The organism is Bacillus sp. VA13 (assembly GCF_055710085.1).
This window is the reverse complement of record NZ_JBVQPP010000006.1, coordinates 182,906-201,757: the sequence shown is the minus strand read 5'-3', so window position 1 is coordinate 201,757 and position 18,852 is coordinate 182,906. Positions and strand designations below refer to the sequence as shown.

Genomic DNA, 18,852 nt, shown 5'->3' with positions numbered 1-18,852 from the left:
CTCTTTCTAAGATTTAATGACATAAAGAGTAAATTATCACCGGAAGCATGGTCACTCTATCACGATGCGATTAAGACATGTTCATTTCAACACTATTATAGTTTTGGACTTGCCTATAAAAAAATTGAGGCTGTATGTTCAAAAAAAGGGGGATATCTTCAAAAAAGTTTTACTGAATTACAAGATTGTAGCGAGGTGCATTTATTAATTGAGGAGGGAGATCAACTCGGAAGAGATTTGGAAAATTCACTTTTTCAAATGTTTGCAAGGCTACCTTCAAAGAATATTTCTGTAACCTTTAATTCTTTTGATTTATATAGAGCTTGGATGAATGTTTTTTACCATTTGCAAAGCACCAAATTGCATTATGATAGAGCCCTCCCGCATTTAGAAATGGCGCTGGAGTTGGCAATGGATATTCAAAACGACCGATTTATCGCCATTTCTCTGTTGAACATCGCGAATAGTTATGACAGATCAGGAGACGATCAGATGGCTATACATCACTTTCAAAAAGCGGCGAAAGTAAGCAGGGAAACAGTCCCTGATCTGCTTCCGAAAGTCTTATTTGGGTTAAGCTGGACATTATGTAAAGCAGGCCAAACACAGAAGGCGTTTCAGTTCATAGAGGAAGGATTAGAACATATTGCAACCTATCCAAATGCGGGGCCCCACAAACTTTATAGAGAATTGTATCTGTTCTTGCAGGCAGTTTACAAAGAGGTTGTTGACGAACGCAAAATTCATGATCTTTTAAGCTATTTCGAAAAAAAGAACTTGCACGCTTACATTGAAGCATGTGCCCGAAGTGCTGCGGCTGTTTTTGAAAGCCGCTGTCATTTTGAACATGCTGCTGCGTTTTATCGGAAAGTGCTGAAAGCGCAAGAAGATATTCAAAATGGAGAGTGTTCATATGCTTATTAAGAAAAAAGTGATGATGTGCCTTGCTGTTACTCTAGTTTTCGGTAGCATTTCGTTTCCTTTCTTGACACAGTCTGGCGGATTTAAGGAATCAACAGATCGAAACACAACGTATATTGATCATTCCCCTCATCATCTCATAAGTGACCAGAAGAAGAAAGCCCTTAGCTAGGGCTTTTTTCTTGTTTTTCGGAAAACGGTTGGCCTTTAATACCTCGGCATTCCTTCTATTTCTAACGCAAGACACTCGAACCAACCAAACCATTTGAGGTATAATGGATAAAGTGAATAACAATATACAGATTGATATATATGAAAGAGAGTGGAGCATCATGGGCCGTAAGTGGAACAATATTAAAGAGAAGAAGGCGTCTAAAGACGCAAATACGAGTCGAATTTATGCGAAGTTTGGCCGTGAGATTTATGTGGCGGCGAAGCAGGGCGAGCCTGATCCGGAATCCAACCAGGCGCTGAAGGTTGTGCTTGAGCGCGCGAAGACTTACAGCGTGCCGAAAAATATCATTGAGCGTGCGATCGAGAAGGCGAAGGGCGGAGCAGAAGAGAATTTCGATGAGCTTCGCTATGAGGGCTTCGGTCCGAACGGATCAATGATCATCGTTGATGCGCTGACGAATAATGTAAACCGTACGGCGCCGGAAGTGCGTGCGGCGTTCGGGAAAAACGGCGGAAACATGGGTGTGAGCGGATCTGTTGCTTACATGTTTGATGCGACGGCTGTTATCGGTGTTGATGGCAAAACTGCTGACGAAGCGCTTGAAATCCTGATGGAAGCGGATGTCGATGTTCGTGACATTTTAGAAGAGGATGACAGTGTGATCGTATATGCCGAGCCGGATCAATTCCATGCGGTGCAGGAGGCATTTAAAAACGCGGGCGTTGAGGAATTTACAGTAGCAGAGCTGACCATGCTTGCACAAAGTGAAGTGACGCTTCCGGATGATGCGAAGGAACAGTTTGAAAAATTGATTGATGCGTTAGAGGATTTAGAAGATGTTCAGCAGGTGTACCATAACGTAGATCTTGGTGAATAAAAAAGGAGCAGACTGTCATGGTCTGCTTTTTTTATTATCCATGAAATTGTTTTATCTGTGTTTAGGCGGATGTCTATACGATCTGTGAGGCCTTCTCATACGCTGGACTGTAACCTATATGAAGGAGAGATTGGAATGACTGATTCAAGACACATCTGCTGCGGACCTGGTTTTGGCGCTTACCCAGGCTATGGTGCAGGCAGTTCGGGATTCGGCATGTACGGAGGCGCAGGCTATCCGGGCCATGGCATGTACACAGGGATGGGCTATCCAGGTTATGGAGGTTCAGGCTATCCTGGGTATGGCATGTCTGGTGGATTCGGCGGCGGCTTCCCAGGCGGTGGCTATGGAGGCTATCCGAGCCCAATGAGTTATCCAAGCTACGGAATGCACCACGTTAATGATAGCCATCACCATCACTATCATGATGAAAATGGCGGACACCATGATCACCACCATCATGATGGAAATTATGGGCATCATCATCACCACCATGATGGAAACTACGGGCACCACCACCAAATGGGGCACTGGGGAAAAGACGGCCATAAATAAAAGGCATGGAAGAACGGGCACTCTTGCTGATCAAGGGTGTTTTTTCTTCTTTCTTTTTCTTGACTGTTCAGTCTGGAAAAGGTAATATCTTCTTGTAGGAGGTGATATTCGTTTGGGAAGGAATAAAGAATTCGATACTGCACTTGTCCTGCATAGAGCGATAGAGGTTTTCGGAGAGTATGGCTACGAAGGCACTTCTCTTCAGGAGCTGCTCTCTCATTTAGGCATTGCGCGCCAAAGTTTGTATGATACGTATGGAACAAAGCGAGATTTGTTTCTGTCAGCTGTGAAGACATATCTTGAGGGGAAAAACGCTGCGGTTATCGAAAGACTTGAGGCGCCTGGATCTGTAAAGGAAGCCATTCGTGATATTTTTCAGGAAGGTGTCAATGTCCTCAAAGATCCGGAACGTGCGAAGGCGTGTTACATCATAAACAGCGCGATTGAGCAGATCCCGCATGATCCTGAGCTTGCCTCGTATTTTGAGGGACAATCAAAGCAGCTTGAGGACGCTTTTTATCAGGCGCTTTTAAGAGCGAAGGATCAAGGAGAATTGACTGGCGAAGATACTGATATATCGGCGCTTGCCCGATACTTGAATCAGAGCAGGCTGTCTCTGACGTTTGTCGCTAAAGTGACGGCTGATATGGACCGGCTTCAGGACCATGTTGACGTAAGTTTATCGGTACTTGATTAACATGTGGTAAAGGATTCTTTGCCCATGTATGCCCTTTTCGGACTGAATGGTCTAAAATAAAAATGAGGTGATGATGAATGCTGATGAATGAATTTGAAAAGGCATGTGAAACATTGAGAAAGTTTATGGCGTATATGCTAGAGAAGGACATGAAGAGCTGGACGGAGCTTTGGGATGAGAATGCCGTGTTTGAGTTTCCTTATGCGCCAGAGGGGTCACCAAAAAGAATAGAAGGAAAGTCGGCCATTTACGATTATATTAAAGATTATCCTAAGCAGATTTATCTTTCTTCGTTTACGGCTCCGACAGTGTACCGTTCAGCAGATACGAATACGATGATTGCGGAGTTTCAATGTGACGGCCATGTGATTAAGACTGGGCTGCCTTATCGTCAAAGCTATATCAGTGTCATCGAAACGAGAGACGGCCGCATTGTGCATTATAAGGATTACTGGAATCCGCTGGTTGTAAAAGAGGCGTTTGGAGGATCATTTTTGCAAACAGAGGAGAGTGGAAGATGATGAAACAGCAGCCGATTTTAATCACGGGCGGGACCGGCACAACGGGGAGCCGAATCGCCAACCGTTTAATAGAGCTCGGGTACAGGGTGCGGATTGCTAGCCGGAAAAAGGGCGAGCTTGCTGATGCTGAGTATGTGTATTTTGATTGGAAGGATGCCTCCAGTTTTACGTCTGCTCTGGAACAGGTAAAACAGATCTATCTTGTTGCTCCGGTCGGTGTGTTTGACCCGGCGCCTTATGTGCTCCCGTTTCTACAGGAGGCAAAGCGGCTCGGTGCGGAGCGTGTGGTGATGCTTAGTGCGTCGGTTGTCCCTGAAGATGGCCCTGTGTTTGGTGCGCTTCATCAGGCTGTGCGCGATTTTCCTGAATGGGCGGTGCTGCGGCCTTCATACTTTATGCAAAATTTCATCAATGTCCAGCATCGAATGTCTATTCAAACTGAGGGGAACATCATCACGGCTTCGGGTGAGGGAAAGCTAGGGTTCATCGACGCTAATGACATCGCAGAAACGGCCGTGCGTGCTTTGATAGATGATGTTCCTCATCAAACACATCATATTCTGACAGGACCTGAGGCGTTGAGCTATGCCGAAGCGGCGGAGATCATCGGAGCTGCGGCGGGACGCCGGGTGGAGCACGTCAGCATTTCTCGTTCCGAGCTGCATAATCGGATGGAGGCAGCTGGTTTGCCGGCGGATTATGCCCGTTTTATGGCGGGGCTGGATGAAGCGATCCGCCATGGTGCGGAACATCGGGTAACGGATACAGTGAAGCGTGTGACGGGAAAAGAACCCCGTTCGCTGACTGAGTTTGCGGCTGCTCATGCTGCATGCTGGAAACGTTGATCTCATTTTGGACTGATTGATCTAGAAAGACCTTCGGCTCTGCCGAAGGTCTTCTTTTTATCGATTGAATTGAAAAAGTTTAGCCGCGTTTTCAGTCATAATCACGCCTCCTGCCTCATACCTATTAAGGTCATTGTTTTTGAGAAAGGAGGAGCCTGAATGAAGGATATGCAGCCGTTTACGCCTGTCAAATCATATACGCCCTTTCACAGCCGTTTTGATCCCTGTCCGCCCATAGGGAAGAAATATTACAGAACGCCCCCTAACCTTTATATGACCTTTCAGCCTGAGCATATGGAGCAGTTTTCGCCAATGGAGGCTTTGAGGAAAGGCACCCTTTGGAAGGATCTCTATGATTTTTATGAAAACCCTTATCGAGGGGGAGACGTACATGGCAAAAAAGATTGATGCCGAATACTACCGTCAGCTTGAGCAAATTCAGGCCGCGGATTTTGTGCTTGTTGAGTTGAGCCTTTATTTAAATACACATCCTCATGATGAAGACGCGCTGAAGCAATTCAATCAATATTCCGGCTATTCAAGGCACTTAAAAAGGCAATTCGAATCCTCTTACGGACCGCTTTTGCAGTACGGCAACAGCCCCGCGGGTGAGGATTGGGATTGGGGAAAAGGGCCATGGCCGTGGCAAGTATAAGGAGGAATGCTTGAATGTGGGTGTATGAAAAGAAGCTGCAATACCCTGTCAAGGTCAGTACGTGCAACCCGACGCTGGCGAAGTATTTGATTGAGCAGTATGGCGGAGCGGACGGCGAGCTGGCCGCGGCTCTCCGGTATTTAAACCAGCGTTATACGATTCCTGATAAGGTCATCGGCCTTTTAACAGACATCGGCACGGAGGAGTTTGCCCATTTGGAAATGATTGCGACCATGGTCTATAAGCTGACAAAAGACGCCACACCGGAGCAACTTCGTGAAGCGGGGCTTGGAGATCATTACGCCAATCACGATGGCGCGCTTTTTTATCACAACGCGGCGGGCGTTCCGTTTACTGCGAGCTATATCCAGGCGAAGGGTGACCCGATTGCCGATTTATACGAAGACATTGCTGCAGAAGAAAAGGCGCGGGCGACGTATCAATGGCTGATTGATATTTCGGATGATCCTGATTTAAACGATTCCCTGCGTTTTTTGCGTGAACGTGAAATTGTACACTCCATGCGCTTCAGGGAAGCGGTTGAAATTTTAAAAGAAGAGCGGGATAAAAAGAAGATTTTCTAATGGGCAGATTGGCCTCTCTTTCATACACCCTTTTACATACAGAGAAAATGGTCTGTTTTTGCTGTTTGGTCTGCATTATAATCAAGGTGTGTGTGCAAGCTTACTTTTTGATTGGGAGGCCTTTATGTCAGCTTTTAAGATTAAGAACGAAACGATTGCAGATGGATTTTACGCGTGTCCGGCTGTCTATGAGGATGCAGAATCGATTACTGGATTGCTCGTCCGAACAGCTGAATGGCTCCGGGATCGGGGTTCTAACCAATGGAGCGGACTGTTGGAAGGGCAAGATACACATGATATCACAGGTTCCATTGAAAATGGACATGTGTTTGTGTTTAAAAAAGACGAAGAGCTTGCGGCTGTCGTGATGCTGCTGCCTGAACCGAGCGAGTGGGACCGGACGCTTTGGGGAGACGAAGGGCATGAGGAGTCCATTTATTTGCACCGCCTCGCAGTAAGTCGCCGGTTTGCGGGACAGGGGCTTGGAGCACGCGTCCTTCATTGGGCGGAGACGGGCATATACTTTCCGGGAAAAACACGGATCCGGCTTGATTGTGTCGCTGATAACGATGCCTTGCATTCCTTTTATCGGCGTATGGGATTTGAATTCATGGGTGCAGATGCATCTGGGTATCATTTGTTTGAGAAAGAGATTTCGGCAGAATAAGCGTCCTTTACAGGAGGCTTTTTTGTCTTGTACAAAAAGGAGGATAGAGCTGTGGTCATTTTTTATGTAATAGGGATTGTGACGGCTTGTATATTGGCCGGGCTGGTTGTCCATCTTTTTTGTCGGCGGGTGGGATGGCATGGTGCTCAAACTGCTTGGATTTCATGTCATTTGCGGGGCCATTGCCGGAAACGTTACAGAAAAAGTTCAGGACGTCTGCTGCCCTCTAATCATGTCGAATTTACATAGGACGGCAGGAATTTTCTTTCGAAAGGAGAAATACTTATTACTTCAAATGAAAGCGTTTTCTGAAGCGGGAAGGTGATGTTGATGATACACAGTGTGACGAATGGGATGAATCGCTTTTGTACGTGGGTGATGAGACTGGCCTATTTGAATGTGCTTTGGATTTTGTTTTCTCTTGCAGGTCTGGTTGTGTTTGGGGTGATGCCTGCTACTGCCGCGATGTTTTCAGTGACGAGAGAATGGGCGAAGGGGAACACGGATGCCCCAGTGTTTTCTGTCTTTTTTCGGGCGTTTAAAAAGGAATGGCGGGCTGCACAGATCCTCGGGCTCATTCTTGTGACGGCCGGCCTGTTTTTGTTTGCGGATATGCGGATTGCGGCTCAGATGAATCAGCCTGTGCTCGTCAATGTGTTCCTGAGCATCAGCTTGATTTTCGCATTTGTTGTGCTGTATGTGTTTCCGGTGTTTTCTCATTTTGACGTGAAAATCAGAGAAGTGCTGAGCATCAGCTTTTTGATCGCCTTCAGCCGTCCGGCGGTGACGCTCATGATGGCGGCGGGCGCTGTCGGTGCGCTGTTTCTCGTGTTGTTTCACGTCACGTTTCTGCTGTTTTTCAGCGGGAGTTTACTGAGCCTGATCTTAACGAAGCTATCCTTTAAAGCGTTTCGGTCAATGGATCAGCGTCAGGAGAAAGAAAAGGCGGCATGAAAAAAAGAGCTGCTGGCTGGTACAGGCGGATGAAGATTAGGGATAAGCTGTTTGTGTTCCTTTCACTGATTATGGCTGTTTCCTTTTTGTTTGTATACAGCGGGGTGCAGTACGCCTTTCATGTGTATGATGAGCAAATTTACCGCAAATCCTCGGAGGTACTGCGGATGTCTTCTGAAAGGATCGAAGACGAGCTGAAGAAGATAGAGGAGGTGTCATATGAAATCATTACAGACGAACAGATTCAGCGCATTCTGAGCATGCAAAACCGTGATGATACATACGATCAGTATCAAATGAAGCAGGAGCTGTGGGATCAGCTGGCGGAATATGCCGGTGATGAAAAGTACATCGATTCCATTCATTTGATTGATGCCCGCGGCTCAGAGTATTCAGCGGGAAGCAGTTCTTCAGATCTTTTGAAGCAGGAGCAGGAAGAGGTGTTTAAACGGGCCAAAGCGAAAAATGGAAGAAATCTTTGGATGACGCTCGGCGGTTCCGATCCTGTCCTGATTTCAGCGCGGCAGATCAGATCCTATCACCAGCTGAGCTTGAACGGCTTGGGCATGGTGCTGATCCAAGTCAATGTGAAACAGATGATTCGTGATGTGCCGAAGGATTGGGGCGATTCGGTCGGAGACATCATGATTGCCGACCAAGGCGGGAATTTGGTGTATTCGGCAGATGCATCAGTGCTTGTTCCTGAGGCGGCAAATGAGACGCTAAAGCACCCCGGTTATGACTTGATAAAAAAGAATGGCAAACGTTACTTTATTTCTTTCCTTCAATCATCCTATCAAAATTGGAGCTACTATAACGTCATCCCCTTTGATCAGATGTTCGAAAAAATTTCCTTTATGAAAACGGTGATCGGCACGTGTTTTCTTCTGTTTTTCTGTGTGGTTTTGCTTTTCGGAAGGAAAATCGCCAACAGTATCACGGAGCCGATCGAGCAGCTTGTGTCCGCGATGAAATCGGTGCAGGACGGCGGCATTGAGGCGGGCGTATCGCTTTCTCTGCCGGAACATACACAGGATGAGGCTGGCATGCTGAACCGCCATTTTACTGTCATGATGAAACGGATTAACGAGCTTATGGAAGAAAATGTGGAAAAACAGCTCATCATTAAAGAAACCGAATTGAAGGCACTGCAAGCCCAGATCAACCCGCATTTTTTATATAACACGCTCGAATCCATCAATTGGCTGGCAAAGGCGAATCAGCAAAAGCAAATCTCAAAAATGGTGGAATCGCTCGGTTTTCTTCTACGAAACAGTATTCATATGAAGAAAGATATAGTGACCATTCAGGAGGAGGCGGATATCGTTCTTCACTATATGACCATTCAGCGGTTTCGATTTGAAGAGCGCCTGAACTTCACTTTGGATATCGACGAAGAAGTGAAGCATTGCCTCATTCCGAAACTGACGCTCCAGCCGCTGGCGGAAAATGCGATTCAATACGCGCTTGAGCCCTTCACAAGGCCGTGCGCCATCCGCCTTCAGGCGAAAAAGATGAAGGACTGTGTCTGTATTACGGTCGAAGATAACGGGCCCGGCATGGATGAACGGATGCTTGAAACATCGGGCGGTAGAGGAATCGGACTTTGGAATATTCGTGAACGCATCCGGCTGACATTCGGAGAGCCGTACGGCTTGCGTATTCAGAGTGAGCAAGGAAAGGGAACGAGGATTGTGATCACTATACCGTGCCGAAATGAGGTGGCGTGATGTATAAGATATTGCTAGCTGATGATGAGAGGATTATTCTTGACGGAATGGCAGGAATCATTGAGTGGGAGGCGCTTGGAACTTCATTAATTGGCAAGGCGCAGAACGGGAATGAAGCGTACGAGAAGATCTTACATAGGCAGCCGCATATCGTCATTACAGATATCAAAATGCCCGGCATGGACGGGCTTGAGCTGATCAAAAAGGTGTCAGCCGTGAGTCCGTCGGTTCAATTTATCGTCCTGTCCGGGTTTGGGGAGTTTGAGTACGCGAAGGAAGCAATGAAATACGGAGTCAAGCATTATTTGCTGAAGCCCTGCAATGAACAGCAGATTATCAGTTCACTGGAGGAAATCATTGCCGAACTGAAGCAGCATGAGGTGCGGAAAAAGAAAACCGCTCATCTGAAACATGAGCTCGATCATATTCGTTCTTTTGCTGCCGATCAGTACTTGGAGGGGGTGATCGCCGGTGTGGCCCAGTTGTCTCCGCCGCCTTCACTTGCCGAAAAAAAGGTCCGCCTCTTGATTTTAAAAGGGGAACAATCTGTTGATGCCGCGGCTAGAGAAGCGCTCGGTTCGGCGCTGACAGCGGTTTGCAGCAGCGGAGAATGGACCGTGCTCGCCGTGGAGGAAAATGCCGCTGAAAAGGCGGCGGACGTTTTCGCGGACCGCCAGATGGCAATCAGTCAGGCGGGAGAACTCCGGCACGCTGGGCAGCTGTTTCGCGACACAGCCGAAGAATCTGGTGACCTGCACGGAAGCGCAGTGATTTCGAAAATGATCAGGCTTGTTGCCGACGAACTCGGAAATCCGAATCTCTCCTTAAAATGGGCGGCGAAGGATATGCTGTTTATGAATCCTGATTATCTCGGGAAATTATTTAAACAGGAAACAGGAGAGAAATTTTCCCAATACGTTACACGAGTACGTCTTGAGCATGCGATGAAGCAGATGAAAATAAGGCGGGACGCGAGTGTATCAGAAATTGCAGAAGAAATTGGATTTGGCGATAATCCGAAGTATTTCAGTCTCGTCTTTAAAAAATATACCGGTCTGACACCGTCAGATTTCAGAAGAAAACAGGGAGGCGCTTCCGCAGGATAGCCATCTCTGTTTTTTTTACTTTCGCCACTGTTTTTTGAGTGTTTCGCCCCATCCGAACACTTTAAAATAAAATGTAAGCACTTACATTAAAGGGGGGATTGGTTTGAAGAAGATTTGTTACGTGCTGTTAACACTTGTCTGCGTCTTATTTTTCAGCGGATGTTCTTCAGGCGAAGAGGCATCGGGGAAAAAAGAAGACATTACGCTCAGAATCGCATGGTGGGGCGGGCAGCCAAGGCATGATTATACAACGAAGGTGATTGAACTATATGAGAAAAAGAATCCGCACGTCCATATTGATGCGGAATTTGCGAACTGGGATGACTATTGGAAAAAGCTCGCGCAGATGTCTGCCGCCGGCCAGCTTCCTGATGTCATTCAAATGGATACCGCTTATTTGGCACAGTACGGAAAGAAGAACCAGCTGGAAGATTTAACGCCGTATACAAAGGATGGAACGATTGATGTCAGTTCAATCGACGAGAATATGCTGTCGGGCGGAAAAATTGACAATAAGCTCTATGGGTTTACGCTTGGCGTCAACGTGCTGTCTGCGATTGCGAATGATGATTTACTGAAGAAAGCCGGTGTGTCCATCAATCAGGAAAACTGGGCGTGGGAGGATTACGAGAAGCTGGCGTATGACCTTCAGGAAAAAGCCGGCGTCTACGGCTCCAATGGAATGCACCCGCCTGATATTTTCTTCCCTTATTATTTGCGCACGAAGGGTGAGCGTTTTTATAAAGAAGACGGCACAGGCCTCGCGTATCAGGATGATCAGCTGTTTGTCGATTATTTTGAACGGCAGCTGAGGCTGGTGAAAGCGAAAACATCCCCAACACCTGATGAAAGCGCACAGATTAAAGGGATGGAGGACGACTTTATCGTCAAAGGCAAGTCAGCAATTACATGGAACTACTCCAATCAATATTTGGGCTTTGCCCGATTGACAGACTCGCCGCTGTCTCTTTATCTGCCGCCGGAGCAAATGAAGGAAAAAGCGCTGACGCTGAAGCCGAGTATGCTGTTTTCGATCCCGAAAAGCTCTGAGCATAAAAAAGAGGCCGCAAAGTTTATTGATTTCTTCGTCAACAATAAAGAAGCCAACATGCTGATCAAAGGCGAACGGGGTGTACCGGTATCCGACAAGGTGGCGGACGCGATTAAACCGAAGCTGAATGAGGAAGAAGCCAACATCATGGAATATGTAGAAACCGCATCAAAAAACATCAGCAAAGCCGATCCGCCGGAGCCTGTGGGAAGCGCGGAGGTCATCAAGCTGCTGAAGGATACGTCTGATCAGATTCTGTATCAGAAGGTATCGCCGGAAAAAGCCGCCAAAACGTTCCGGAAGCAGGCCAATGAGATATTAGAGAGGAATAACTGACGGGAAATGGGGCTGATGCAATGAAAAAAAGCCGGAGTATGAGAAAAGACAATCTGGCGGGATATGCTTTTATTTCTCCGTTTATTATCGGATTCCTATGTTTTACGGTGATTCCGATGGGGGCGTCCTTGTTTCTGTCCTTCACAAGCTATGACTTGTTTACGGCGCCGAAATGGATCGGGCTCGATAACTACAAGGAAATGTTTACGGGTGACGAAAAGTATTGGCAGTCACTGAAGGTGACGTTTACGTATGTGCTTGCCGGGGTTCCGCTCCGCCTCGGCTTCGCGCTTTTTATCGCTGTCATTTTAAACAATGCATCAAAAGGAACGGCCATTTACAGAACGCTCTTTTATCTGCCTTCGATCATCGGAGGGAGCGTGGCCGTGGCGATTATGTGGCGCAATATTTTTGGCAATGACGGGGTCATCAATGCGCTGCTGTTTTTTGTCGGGATTGATCAAAAAATTCTTTGGTACCAGGACCCGACTAGCGCGTTGTGGACATTGATTCTGCTGTCCGTCTGGCAGTTCGGGTCATCGATGCTGATTTTTCTGGCCGGGCTGAAAAACATTCCGTCTTCGTATTTGGAAGCGGCAAGCGTGGATGGGGCAAATCGGGTGCAGCGTTTCTTTAAAATTACGCTTCCGATCCTCACGCCGATTATTTTCTTTAATCTTGTGATGCAGACGATTTCTGCTTTTATGACATTTACACCTGCCTATATCATCTCGAAGGGCGAGGGCGGGCCGCTTGACGGGACGCTTTTGTATTCGCTCTATTTGTTCCAGCGGGCGTTCAACTATTTTCAAATGGGTTACGCATCGGCGATGGCGTGGATCATGCTTATCATTGTCGGGCTGATTACGCTGATTTTGTTTAAAACATCGTCATATTGGGTTCATTACGAGTCAAAGGAGGAATGACGGATGGAGCCGGTCAACCAGCCTGTCAGAGAAGCCCCGGTTTTTGAGAGGAAAAAAGCCGGGCGCGTCAGGCCCAAACGCATACTGTTCCATGTTTTTACGGCATCGCTGGCAGTGTTATTGCTGTACCCGGTCATTTGGCTGTTTGTCAGCTCGTTTAAGGAAAGCTCCAGTATTTTTACAACCTCTCATTCTCTCATTCCCGATCCTTTTATTCTCAGCAACTATGCTGAAGGATGGAAGGGCATTGCGGGGCAGCCGTTTCTGACCTTTATTAAAAACTCGGCGATCATTGTCGGCCTGTCAACAATCGGCGCCGTCCTGTCATCGGCTGTCATTGCGTACGGATTTGCGCGCATCCCGTTTAAGGGGAAAGCGTTTTGGTTCGCCTGCATGATGGGGACGTTAATGCTGCCGCATGAAGTGCTGATGATTCCGCAGTACATTTTGTTTGCGAAATTAGACTGGCTGAATTCTTTTAAACCGATTGTCGTTCCGCAATTTTTCGGGCATGCGTTTTTTATTTTTCTGATGATCCAGTTTATCCGGACGATTCCCGTGGAGCTGGATGAAGCCGCGCGAATCGATGGCTGCGGGCGTTTTGCCTGCTTTTGGCGGATCATTCTTCCGTTGATTGCCCCAGCGCTTGCGACGTCTGCGATTTTCTCCTTCTATTGGAAGTGGGAGGAGCTGATTCAGCCGCTCCTGTATTTGAATAAGCCGGAGCTTTATCCAGTTTCGCTTGCGCTGAAGCTTTTCCTCGATACGGAATCGGCTTCGAACTGGGGCGCGATGTTTGCTATGTCGGCCGTCTCGTTATTGCCTGTGATTCTTGTATTCTTTTTGTTTCAGAAATATATCGTTCAGGGCATCAGTACGACCGGATTAAAATAAAAAAGGAGTGTTGCAGATGGCACAGCTTATCTTTGACGAAGAAAAGGTGACGTCCGTCATTGACCGGATCGTGAAACGGACATTTCAGATGGATTTTGCGTGGGATTGGCCGGGCGGCGTCGCGTTTTACGGCGTGGCGGAGGCTTATGAAGCGATGGAAAACGAGGAATATATCAATCTGTTAAAAACGTGGGTGGATGAACAGCTGGAGGATGGGCTGCCGCCGCTTTCGATCAACGGGGTTTCCATCGGACATACGCTTTTGTTCCTCCACAAGGTGACGGGTGATCACGTATATTTGGAAACAGCGGGCGAGATGGCGGAGTATGTGCTGCATAAAGCGCCGCGCTTTGGCGAGGGGATTCTTCAGCATACGGTTAATTCGACAGAGTACGTGTTTCCAGAACAGGCATGGGCGGATACGCTGATGATGGCGGGATTGTTTATGCTGAGAATCGGGCGGGTGATGGAGCGTGAGGATTATTTTGAAGACGGCCTGCGCCAGTTTCACGGACATGAAGACGTGCTTCAGGACCCTGTCACGAATTTGTACTACCACGCCTGGGACAATAAAGCGCAAAATCATCTGTCGGGGATTTATTGGGGCAGGGCGAACGGCTGGGCGGCACTTACGATGGCGAAGGCGCTCCCGCTCATTGAGGTGACGCATCCTTCCTTTATGATCATCGACGGATCGCTCAGAGATCAGCTAAGCGCGCTCGTCCGGCTTCAGGATGATACAGGGCTGTGGCATACCATTTTGGATGACCCGGATTCATATCTCGAAGTTTCGGCATCGGCTGGCATTGCCTCTGCTCTGCTGTCGAACGGAAAGCTGTATACGAAATATGTGCAGAAATCGCTTGCCGCCATTTTGGATGCGGTAGAAGAGGACGGACGGGTCAGCAAGGTATCGGCCGGAACAGCCGTCATGAAAAATGCAGAAGGATACAAACAGGTGCCTTACAAACGAATACAAGGATGGGGACAGGGACTTGCGCTGACGTTTCTTGCTGATGTGTTGAGAACGAAAAAACGCGTGTATCAGTAAAGATGGCGGCGGGGGGAAAGGGATGAAAAAACAGCCTCAACAGAAGGAACGGGTTTCACGCTGGAAGGGAACGTATTTCAAAAGAAACTTTGTCTTCATTTTGCTGATTGCCTGTATTCCCGGATTGCTGACTGGCGGCGCTATCTACTTTCTTTCGATCGATAAGGTAGAGAAAGAGCTGCAGAGATCACATGAAACACAGGTGGCGCGCGAAGTCAGCCGAATGGATGAGAAACTGGGAGTGCTGGAGCTGACTCTCACCCAGATGGCATATGATTCTTCGCTGATGAACGGATTGGCCGAGAGGGATTTGGAGAAAGACTTTACGTTCTCCTATCAATTAACGAAAAAACTGTTTCTTTTACGGGACCAGCAGCCGCTGATCGAGCAGGCTTCCATCTTTCTGAACAGCCCCCGGCCTCTTGTACTGAGCCCTGAATACAGCGCTTTGACAGAACAGGAGGCGCTTCGCAAGTATCGCTCGCTGCTTGCCTCAGACAACAGTATTTATTGGAACCGATCCGGAAATCAAGCGATGCTGATCCAGCTCATTCCGGGCGCAGCGGAGAAACCTTTCGGCGCGATCATGCTGGCGGTTGATCCGAAAGAAATGGAGTCCATCCTGCAAAGCTTGTCCCCTTATCCTGATGGCAGTGCGCTGCTTCTGGATCAAAATCAGGAGGTGCTTTTTCACGAGGGAGAAATAGATTTTGAAAAGACTTTACTTCAAGAGGTAAAAAAACAGCCGAAAGAGAAAGGCCATTTTCAGATGGAATGGGACGGCAAGGTGTATTCCGTCTCATTTGGAGAAATGAACCGCATGCATCAGCAGTGGACCTTTGTGTCAGCGGCGCCTCTTTCAGCCATTACAGCGCCGATGGTGTTTTTATCAAAAGTGATCATCGTGATGCTTGTCATTTGCATCTGCTTGGCGGTGTGCATGACGTGGTATGCATCAAAAAAAATCTATCGCCCCATTCAGCATTTGCTTGGCTTGTTTACCGGGGGAGAGAAGAAAACATGGCAGGCGTCCGGGCAGGATGAATTCAAGTGGATTGAAAAGCGATGGCATGATCTATCCCTTGAAAGCCAGAAACTTCAAAAGCAGCTCCTGCGGCAGACACCCCATATGAAAAAGAGTTTCTTTCAGCACCTCTTGCAGGGCGATTTTTACTATGACAACGAGAAAAGCCTCAGATCGCGGATGGAGGAGGCTGGATGGAGCATCGGAGAAAAAGTGTTTCAGGTGCTTGATCTTCAGGTAACAGGCCTCCGCTGTGAAAAAAGCATCTTTCGTGCCGGTGATGAACAGCTTGCTGTATTTACGCTGACAAATCTGGCCGAGGAGCTTGCGGCAAAACGCTGTTTTCAGACCTCTGTTCTTGATATCGGCCGGCTTTCCGTCACCTTGCTTGTGATGAAAACAAACAGCTCTGATCTGAAGGCGTATGTAACGGAGCTGGCACGCCAATTTGACGATGTTACCGGATTAAGCCTGACCGGAACGATGAGCAGGAAGACGGAGCGTGTCACGGAGATCCCTGCTTTATTTCAGGATGTAAAAAGCGGCAAATCCCGCAGGCAGTTTGTCAACCGGCATCAGGTGATTGATTTGCAGGCCGACTTCCCTCAGGGTGAGCAATCCGCCCCTTATTATCCTTTTGAACTGGAAAAACAAATTGTTCAGGCCATCCGGCTGGAAAGAAAACAGGAGGCCGAGGAATTGATACATGTATGCATGGAGGACCTGGCGGAAAAGGCGGCCATAGACAGGCATGTGCACTCCGCCCTGATTCAGCTGTTTTCCCGCATTCAGGAGGATATTTTGCATTCCGGGCTCAATCCGAGTGACCTATTTCAGCATCGGGAGCTGCTTCTTGACATTTCAGAATTGCGCGAACCTAATGAAGCAACGGCCTGGCTGATGGATGCTGTGGTGACGCCTTACCTTTCCAAGCTTGAGGGCAGAAAAAACAGACAGCAAAAGCAGCTGGCGGATCGTGTCATCGCCATGATTCACGAACAGTATATGGCGGATATTTCCCTGGAAAGCTGTGCCGATGCGCTCGGCATGAATTCATATACGTTAAGCAAGGCATTTAAGCAAGTGACCGGCATTAATTTTATAGATTATGTGACCCAAATCAGAATCGAAAAGGCGAAAGAGCTGCTGGTGAATACGAATAAAAAAATTCATGACGTGTCGGAAGAAGTCGGCTACCGCCACAATTACTTCAATCGGATTTTTAAAAAACAGGTCGGCATGCCGCCTGGTGTCTTCAGGCAAATGTATCAGGAAACGCCGTGAAAGGAGAGAACATGTGATGGAGAAACCGATTCAAGTGTTTTTAGCGGGGGATTCCACCGTGAGTGACTGCCCGCCTCATGAAGCGCCGATGGCGGGGTGGGGGCAGGTATTCGGGCAATTGTTTTCTGAAGATGTGAAGGTGCACAATCACGCCAAAGGAGGGGCAAGCACCAATTCTTTTGTGGAGGAAGGAAGGCTTCAGGCGATTGCCGAGCGCATCAGACAGGGCGATTATTTGTTTATTCAATTCGGCCACAATGACCAGAAACCGCGCGGGACGAAGCCGTACTCTACGTTTCAGCAATTTCTCACCCTGTTTGCAGATACGGCACGCGAAAAGGGAGCGCATCCTGTCTTTGTCACATCGGTGCAGCGCCGCCGTTTTGATGAAAACGGACGGATCGAGCATACACTTGGCGAGTACCCTGATGCGATGAAAGCACTGGCGAAGGAGCTTGATGTGCCTGTGATTGATCTGTTGGCAAAAACAAAAGAGCTCTATGAAGCATACGGACCGGAGGAGTCGAAAAGATTGTTCGTTTGGTTTCAGCCGAATGAACATCCGAATTATCCGGACGGCATTGAGGACAATACGCATTTTTCAGAAAAAGGGGCAATGGAGGTTGCGAAGCTTGTGGCAGAAGGCATTGAAGAACTCGGTCTTCCGCTGAAGGATCATCTCGTGAGCCGGGAGGGAAAAGAATATGTATAAGGAAGGCGCGTGCCTGTACCGCAATCCGCTCCGGTCAGCAAGCGATGTGAAGGACTGGCGGATGGAGGGAGGCGGACAGATCACATTTGACGATCACCGCTTGCATCTGTCGCATGTTCAGGACGAAGCACACTTTGTCTATTGGTGCCCTGAAACGTTTCCGGATGGCATCATTGTGACGTGGGACTTCTCTCCGATTGAGCAGCCTGGGTTGTGTATGCTGTTTTTTGCCGCTGCGGGGATTGGAGGCGAAGATTTGTTTGATCCAAGTCTCAAGAAAAGAACGGGAAAATACCCTGAATATCATTCGGGGGATATCAATGCGCTCCACCTGTCGTATTTCCGCAGAAAATACGCGGAGGAAAGAGCGTTCCGCACCTGCAATTTAAGAAAAAGCCGCGGTTTCCATCTCGCCACGATGGGAGCCGATCCGCTCCCATCTCCAGACAACGCTGATTCCCCGTATCATATGAAGCTCATTAAAGACAAAGGCTATGTGCACTTTTCAATCAATGATTTGCCTATTCTTGAATGGATGGACGACGGCAGCACCTACGGGCCTATATTAACAAAAGGGAAAATCGGGTTCCGGCAGATGGCGCCCATGAAAGCCGCTTATCGAGATTTTGCTGTGCATCAAGCGGTGAGAAGATGAGGACGACGGTAACGGATGCGCTTTATGCAGGCTGTGAAGCGGTGGTGAAAATTGCGTGGCTCAACGGGCTGTGGCTGTTGTTTACGCTTTTGGGCGGCGTTCTTTTCGGATGGGCGCCGAGCACTGCCGCGATGTGTGCCGTCATACGGAAATGGCTGATGGGGCAAAAGGATATCCCGGTGTTTCCGTTATTTCTCGATACCTACAAAAAAGAGTTTCTCAAGGTCAATGCAATTGGACTGGCGTTTGCGGCTCTTTTGCTCATATTGTCCGCGAATTATCATTATTTTTCTGCAAGTACGGATTGGCTGTCCTTTACCGTAACAAGCTGCACGTTGCTTGCGGGGCTTTTGTATATCATTGCGCTGATGTATGTATTTCCCCTTTATGTGCATTACCAGCTCCCGCTTCGCAAATATATTCCGCAAGCGCTGCTGTTTGGCGCCATGCGGCCGCTGACGACCGGATGTATGCTGATCGGGTGCGGGTTTGTCCTTTACCTGCTGTATACGCTCCCGGGCTTGATCCCATTTTACGGCCCATGTTTATTTGGGCTAGTGTCGATGTTTTTTGCTCTCAGAGGATTTCAAAAGACGGAGGCCCAGCACCACCAAGCCGGGTAACAAAAAAAT

Annotated in this window: 21 protein-coding genes and 2 pseudogenes; all 23 read left to right on the top strand. The window is 48.0% G+C overall.

Annotation, left to right across the window (positions count from 1 at the left end; translation table 11 throughout):
• Positions 1-363: 363 nt before the first annotated feature.
• Positions 364-924: pseudogene (rapH, locus tag AC0C66_RS20155) on the top strand (response regulator aspartate phosphatase RapH); the annotation flags it as partial.
• Entirely contained in the window at positions 914-1,093 is a 180-nt protein-coding gene (phrH, locus tag AC0C66_RS20150) for a phosphatase RapH inhibitor PhrH (protein ID WP_461845933.1), read from the top strand. The pseudogene rapH and the gene phrH, both read left to right, overlap by 11 nt.
• 160 nt (positions 1,094-1,253) lie before the next feature.
• Positions 1,254-1,973: a YebC/PmpR family DNA-binding transcriptional regulator gene (locus AC0C66_RS20145; RefSeq protein ID WP_041520879.1), complete on the top strand. Its 720-nt coding sequence runs from the start codon at positions 1,254-1,256 to the stop codon at positions 1,971-1,973.
• A 135-nt stretch (positions 1,974-2,108) separates the two neighbouring features.
• A complete protein-coding gene (locus AC0C66_RS20140) occupies positions 2,109-2,528 on the top strand; it encodes a spore coat protein (protein WP_326198650.1) in 420 nt (139 codons plus the stop codon).
• 112 nt (positions 2,529-2,640) lie between these two features.
• Positions 2,641-3,225 carry a TetR/AcrR family transcriptional regulator gene (locus AC0C66_RS20135; RefSeq protein WP_014112950.1) on the top strand — a complete coding sequence of 195 codons (585 nt, stop codon included), beginning with the start codon at positions 2,641-2,643 and terminating at the stop codon, positions 3,223-3,225.
• Between the two features lie 77 nt (positions 3,226-3,302).
• Complete coding sequence (locus AC0C66_RS20130; protein ID WP_072182261.1) at positions 3,303-3,746, top strand: nuclear transport factor 2 family protein; 444 nt, start codon at positions 3,303-3,305, stop codon at positions 3,744-3,746.
• Positions 3,743-4,611, top strand: a pseudogene (locus tag AC0C66_RS20125) (NmrA family NAD(P)-binding protein). Before AC0C66_RS20130 ends, AC0C66_RS20125 begins: the two are co-directional and overlap by 4 nt.
• A gap of 139 nt (positions 4,612-4,750) precedes the next feature.
• Positions 4,751-4,999: a spore coat-associated protein CotJA gene (gene cotJA, locus AC0C66_RS20120; protein ID WP_014112953.1), complete on the top strand. Its 249-nt coding sequence runs from the start codon at positions 4,751-4,753 to the stop codon at positions 4,997-4,999.
• The gene (gene cotJB, locus AC0C66_RS20115; RefSeq protein ID WP_041520881.1) at positions 4,983-5,246 is read left to right on the top strand and encodes a spore coat protein CotJB; all 264 of its coding nucleotides are present in this window, start codon (positions 4,983-4,985) and stop codon (positions 5,244-5,246) included. The genes cotJA and cotJB overlap by 17 nt, the downstream gene beginning before the upstream one ends.
• A gap of 14 nt (positions 5,247-5,260) precedes the next feature.
• Positions 5,261-5,830: a spore coat protein CotJC gene (gene cotJC, locus AC0C66_RS20110; RefSeq protein ID WP_003219494.1), complete on the top strand. Its 570-nt coding sequence runs from the start codon at positions 5,261-5,263 to the stop codon at positions 5,828-5,830.
• 124 nt (positions 5,831-5,954) lie between these two features.
• Complete coding sequence (locus AC0C66_RS20105) at positions 5,955-6,497, top strand: GNAT family N-acetyltransferase (protein WP_088679847.1); 543 nt, start codon at positions 5,955-5,957, stop codon at positions 6,495-6,497.
• A 139-nt stretch (positions 6,498-6,636) separates the two neighbouring features.
• Complete coding sequence (locus AC0C66_RS20100) at positions 6,637-6,822, top strand: hypothetical protein (protein ID WP_080376105.1); 186 nt, start codon at positions 6,637-6,639, stop codon at positions 6,820-6,822.
• Positions 6,822-7,451, top strand: a complete 630-nt coding sequence (locus AC0C66_RS20095) for a YesL family protein (RefSeq protein ID WP_087987773.1) — start codon at positions 6,822-6,824, stop codon at positions 7,449-7,451. The genes AC0C66_RS20100 and AC0C66_RS20095 overlap by 1 nt, the downstream gene beginning before the upstream one ends.
• Positions 7,448-9,181, top strand: coding sequence for a two-component system sensor histidine kinase YesM (gene yesM, locus AC0C66_RS20090; protein WP_088679846.1), 1,734 nt, complete (start codon positions 7,448-7,450; stop codon positions 9,179-9,181). Before AC0C66_RS20095 ends, yesM begins: the two co-directional genes overlap by 4 nt.
• Positions 9,181-10,287, top strand: a complete 1,107-nt coding sequence (gene yesN / locus AC0C66_RS20085) for a two-component system response regulator YesN (protein WP_088679845.1) — start codon at positions 9,181-9,183, stop codon at positions 10,285-10,287. The genes yesM and yesN overlap by 1 nt, the downstream gene beginning before the upstream one ends.
• A 103-nt stretch (positions 10,288-10,390) precedes the next feature.
• Positions 10,391-11,674 carry an ABC transporter substrate-binding protein gene (locus AC0C66_RS20080; RefSeq protein WP_472973687.1) on the top strand — a complete coding sequence of 428 codons (1,284 nt, stop codon included), beginning with the start codon at positions 10,391-10,393 and terminating at the stop codon, positions 11,672-11,674.
• Positions 11,671-12,600 (top strand): carbohydrate ABC transporter permease, encoded by a 930-nt coding sequence (locus AC0C66_RS20075; protein WP_072182254.1) that lies wholly within the window; start codon positions 11,671-11,673, stop codon positions 12,598-12,600. Before AC0C66_RS20080 ends, AC0C66_RS20075 begins: the two co-directional genes overlap by 4 nt.
• A 3-nt stretch (positions 12,601-12,603) precedes the next feature.
• Positions 12,604-13,494, top strand: a complete 891-nt coding sequence (locus AC0C66_RS20070; protein ID WP_014112961.1) for a carbohydrate ABC transporter permease — start codon at positions 12,604-12,606, stop codon at positions 13,492-13,494.
• A 16-nt stretch (positions 13,495-13,510) separates the two neighbouring features.
• Positions 13,511-14,545: a rhamnogalacturonyl hydrolase YesR gene (gene yesR, locus AC0C66_RS20065; protein WP_461845931.1), complete on the top strand. Its 1,035-nt coding sequence runs from the start codon at positions 13,511-13,513 to the stop codon at positions 14,543-14,545.
• A gap of 22 nt (positions 14,546-14,567) precedes the next feature.
• A complete protein-coding gene (gene yesS, locus AC0C66_RS20060; protein ID WP_461845930.1) occupies positions 14,568-16,853 on the top strand; it encodes a transcriptional regulator YesS in 2,286 nt (761 codons plus the stop codon).
• 13 nt (positions 16,854-16,866) lie between these two features.
• Positions 16,867-17,565: a rhamnogalacturonan acetylesterase gene (rhgT, locus tag AC0C66_RS20055; protein WP_080010058.1), complete on the top strand. Its 699-nt coding sequence runs from the start codon at positions 16,867-16,869 to the stop codon at positions 17,563-17,565.
• The gene (locus AC0C66_RS20050; protein ID WP_326198656.1) at positions 17,558-18,220 is read left to right on the top strand and encodes a YesU family protein; all 663 of its coding nucleotides are present in this window, start codon (positions 17,558-17,560) and stop codon (positions 18,218-18,220) included. The genes rhgT and AC0C66_RS20050 overlap by 8 nt, the downstream gene beginning before the upstream one ends.
• Positions 18,217-18,843, top strand: a complete 627-nt coding sequence (locus AC0C66_RS20045; protein WP_072182251.1) for a YesL family protein — start codon at positions 18,217-18,219, stop codon at positions 18,841-18,843. The genes AC0C66_RS20050 and AC0C66_RS20045 overlap by 4 nt, the downstream gene beginning before the upstream one ends.
• Positions 18,844-18,852: the final 9 nt, after the last annotated feature.

Coding starts and splice junctions, on each gene's coding strand:
- phrH (WP_461845933.1), top strand. CDS start 914: ATGCTTATTAAGAAAAAAGTGATGATGTGCCTTGCTGTTACTCTAGTT.
- AC0C66_RS20145 (WP_041520879.1), top strand. CDS start 1,254: ATGGGCCGTAAGTGGAACAATATTAAAGAGAAGAAGGCGTCTAAAGAC.
- AC0C66_RS20140 (WP_326198650.1), top strand. CDS start 2,109: ATGACTGATTCAAGACACATCTGCTGCGGACCTGGTTTTGGCGCTTAC.
- AC0C66_RS20130 (WP_072182261.1), top strand. CDS start 3,303: ATGCTGATGAATGAATTTGAAAAGGCATGTGAAACATTGAGAAAGTTT.
- cotJA (WP_014112953.1), top strand. CDS start 4,751: ATGAAGGATATGCAGCCGTTTACGCCTGTCAAATCATATACGCCCTTT.
- cotJB (WP_041520881.1), top strand. CDS start 4,983: ATGGCAAAAAAGATTGATGCCGAATACTACCGTCAGCTTGAGCAAATT.
- cotJC (WP_003219494.1), top strand. CDS start 5,261: ATGTGGGTGTATGAAAAGAAGCTGCAATACCCTGTCAAGGTCAGTACG.
- AC0C66_RS20105 (WP_088679847.1), top strand. CDS start 5,955: ATGTCAGCTTTTAAGATTAAGAACGAAACGATTGCAGATGGATTTTAC.
- AC0C66_RS20100 (WP_080376105.1), top strand. CDS start 6,637: ATGGTGCTCAAACTGCTTGGATTTCATGTCATTTGCGGGGCCATTGCC.
- AC0C66_RS20095 (WP_087987773.1), top strand. CDS start 6,822: ATGTTGATGATACACAGTGTGACGAATGGGATGAATCGCTTTTGTACG.
- yesM (WP_088679846.1), top strand. CDS start 7,448: ATGAAAAAAAGAGCTGCTGGCTGGTACAGGCGGATGAAGATTAGGGAT.
- yesN (WP_088679845.1), top strand. CDS start 9,181: ATGTATAAGATATTGCTAGCTGATGATGAGAGGATTATTCTTGACGGA.
- AC0C66_RS20070 (WP_014112961.1), top strand. CDS start 12,604: ATGGAGCCGGTCAACCAGCCTGTCAGAGAAGCCCCGGTTTTTGAGAGG.
- yesR (WP_461845931.1), top strand. CDS start 13,511: ATGGCACAGCTTATCTTTGACGAAGAAAAGGTGACGTCCGTCATTGAC.
- yesS (WP_461845930.1), top strand. CDS start 14,568: ATGAAAAAACAGCCTCAACAGAAGGAACGGGTTTCACGCTGGAAGGGA.
- AC0C66_RS20050 (WP_326198656.1), top strand. CDS start 17,558: ATGTATAAGGAAGGCGCGTGCCTGTACCGCAATCCGCTCCGGTCAGCA.
- AC0C66_RS20045 (WP_072182251.1), top strand. CDS start 18,217: ATGAGGACGACGGTAACGGATGCGCTTTATGCAGGCTGTGAAGCGGTG.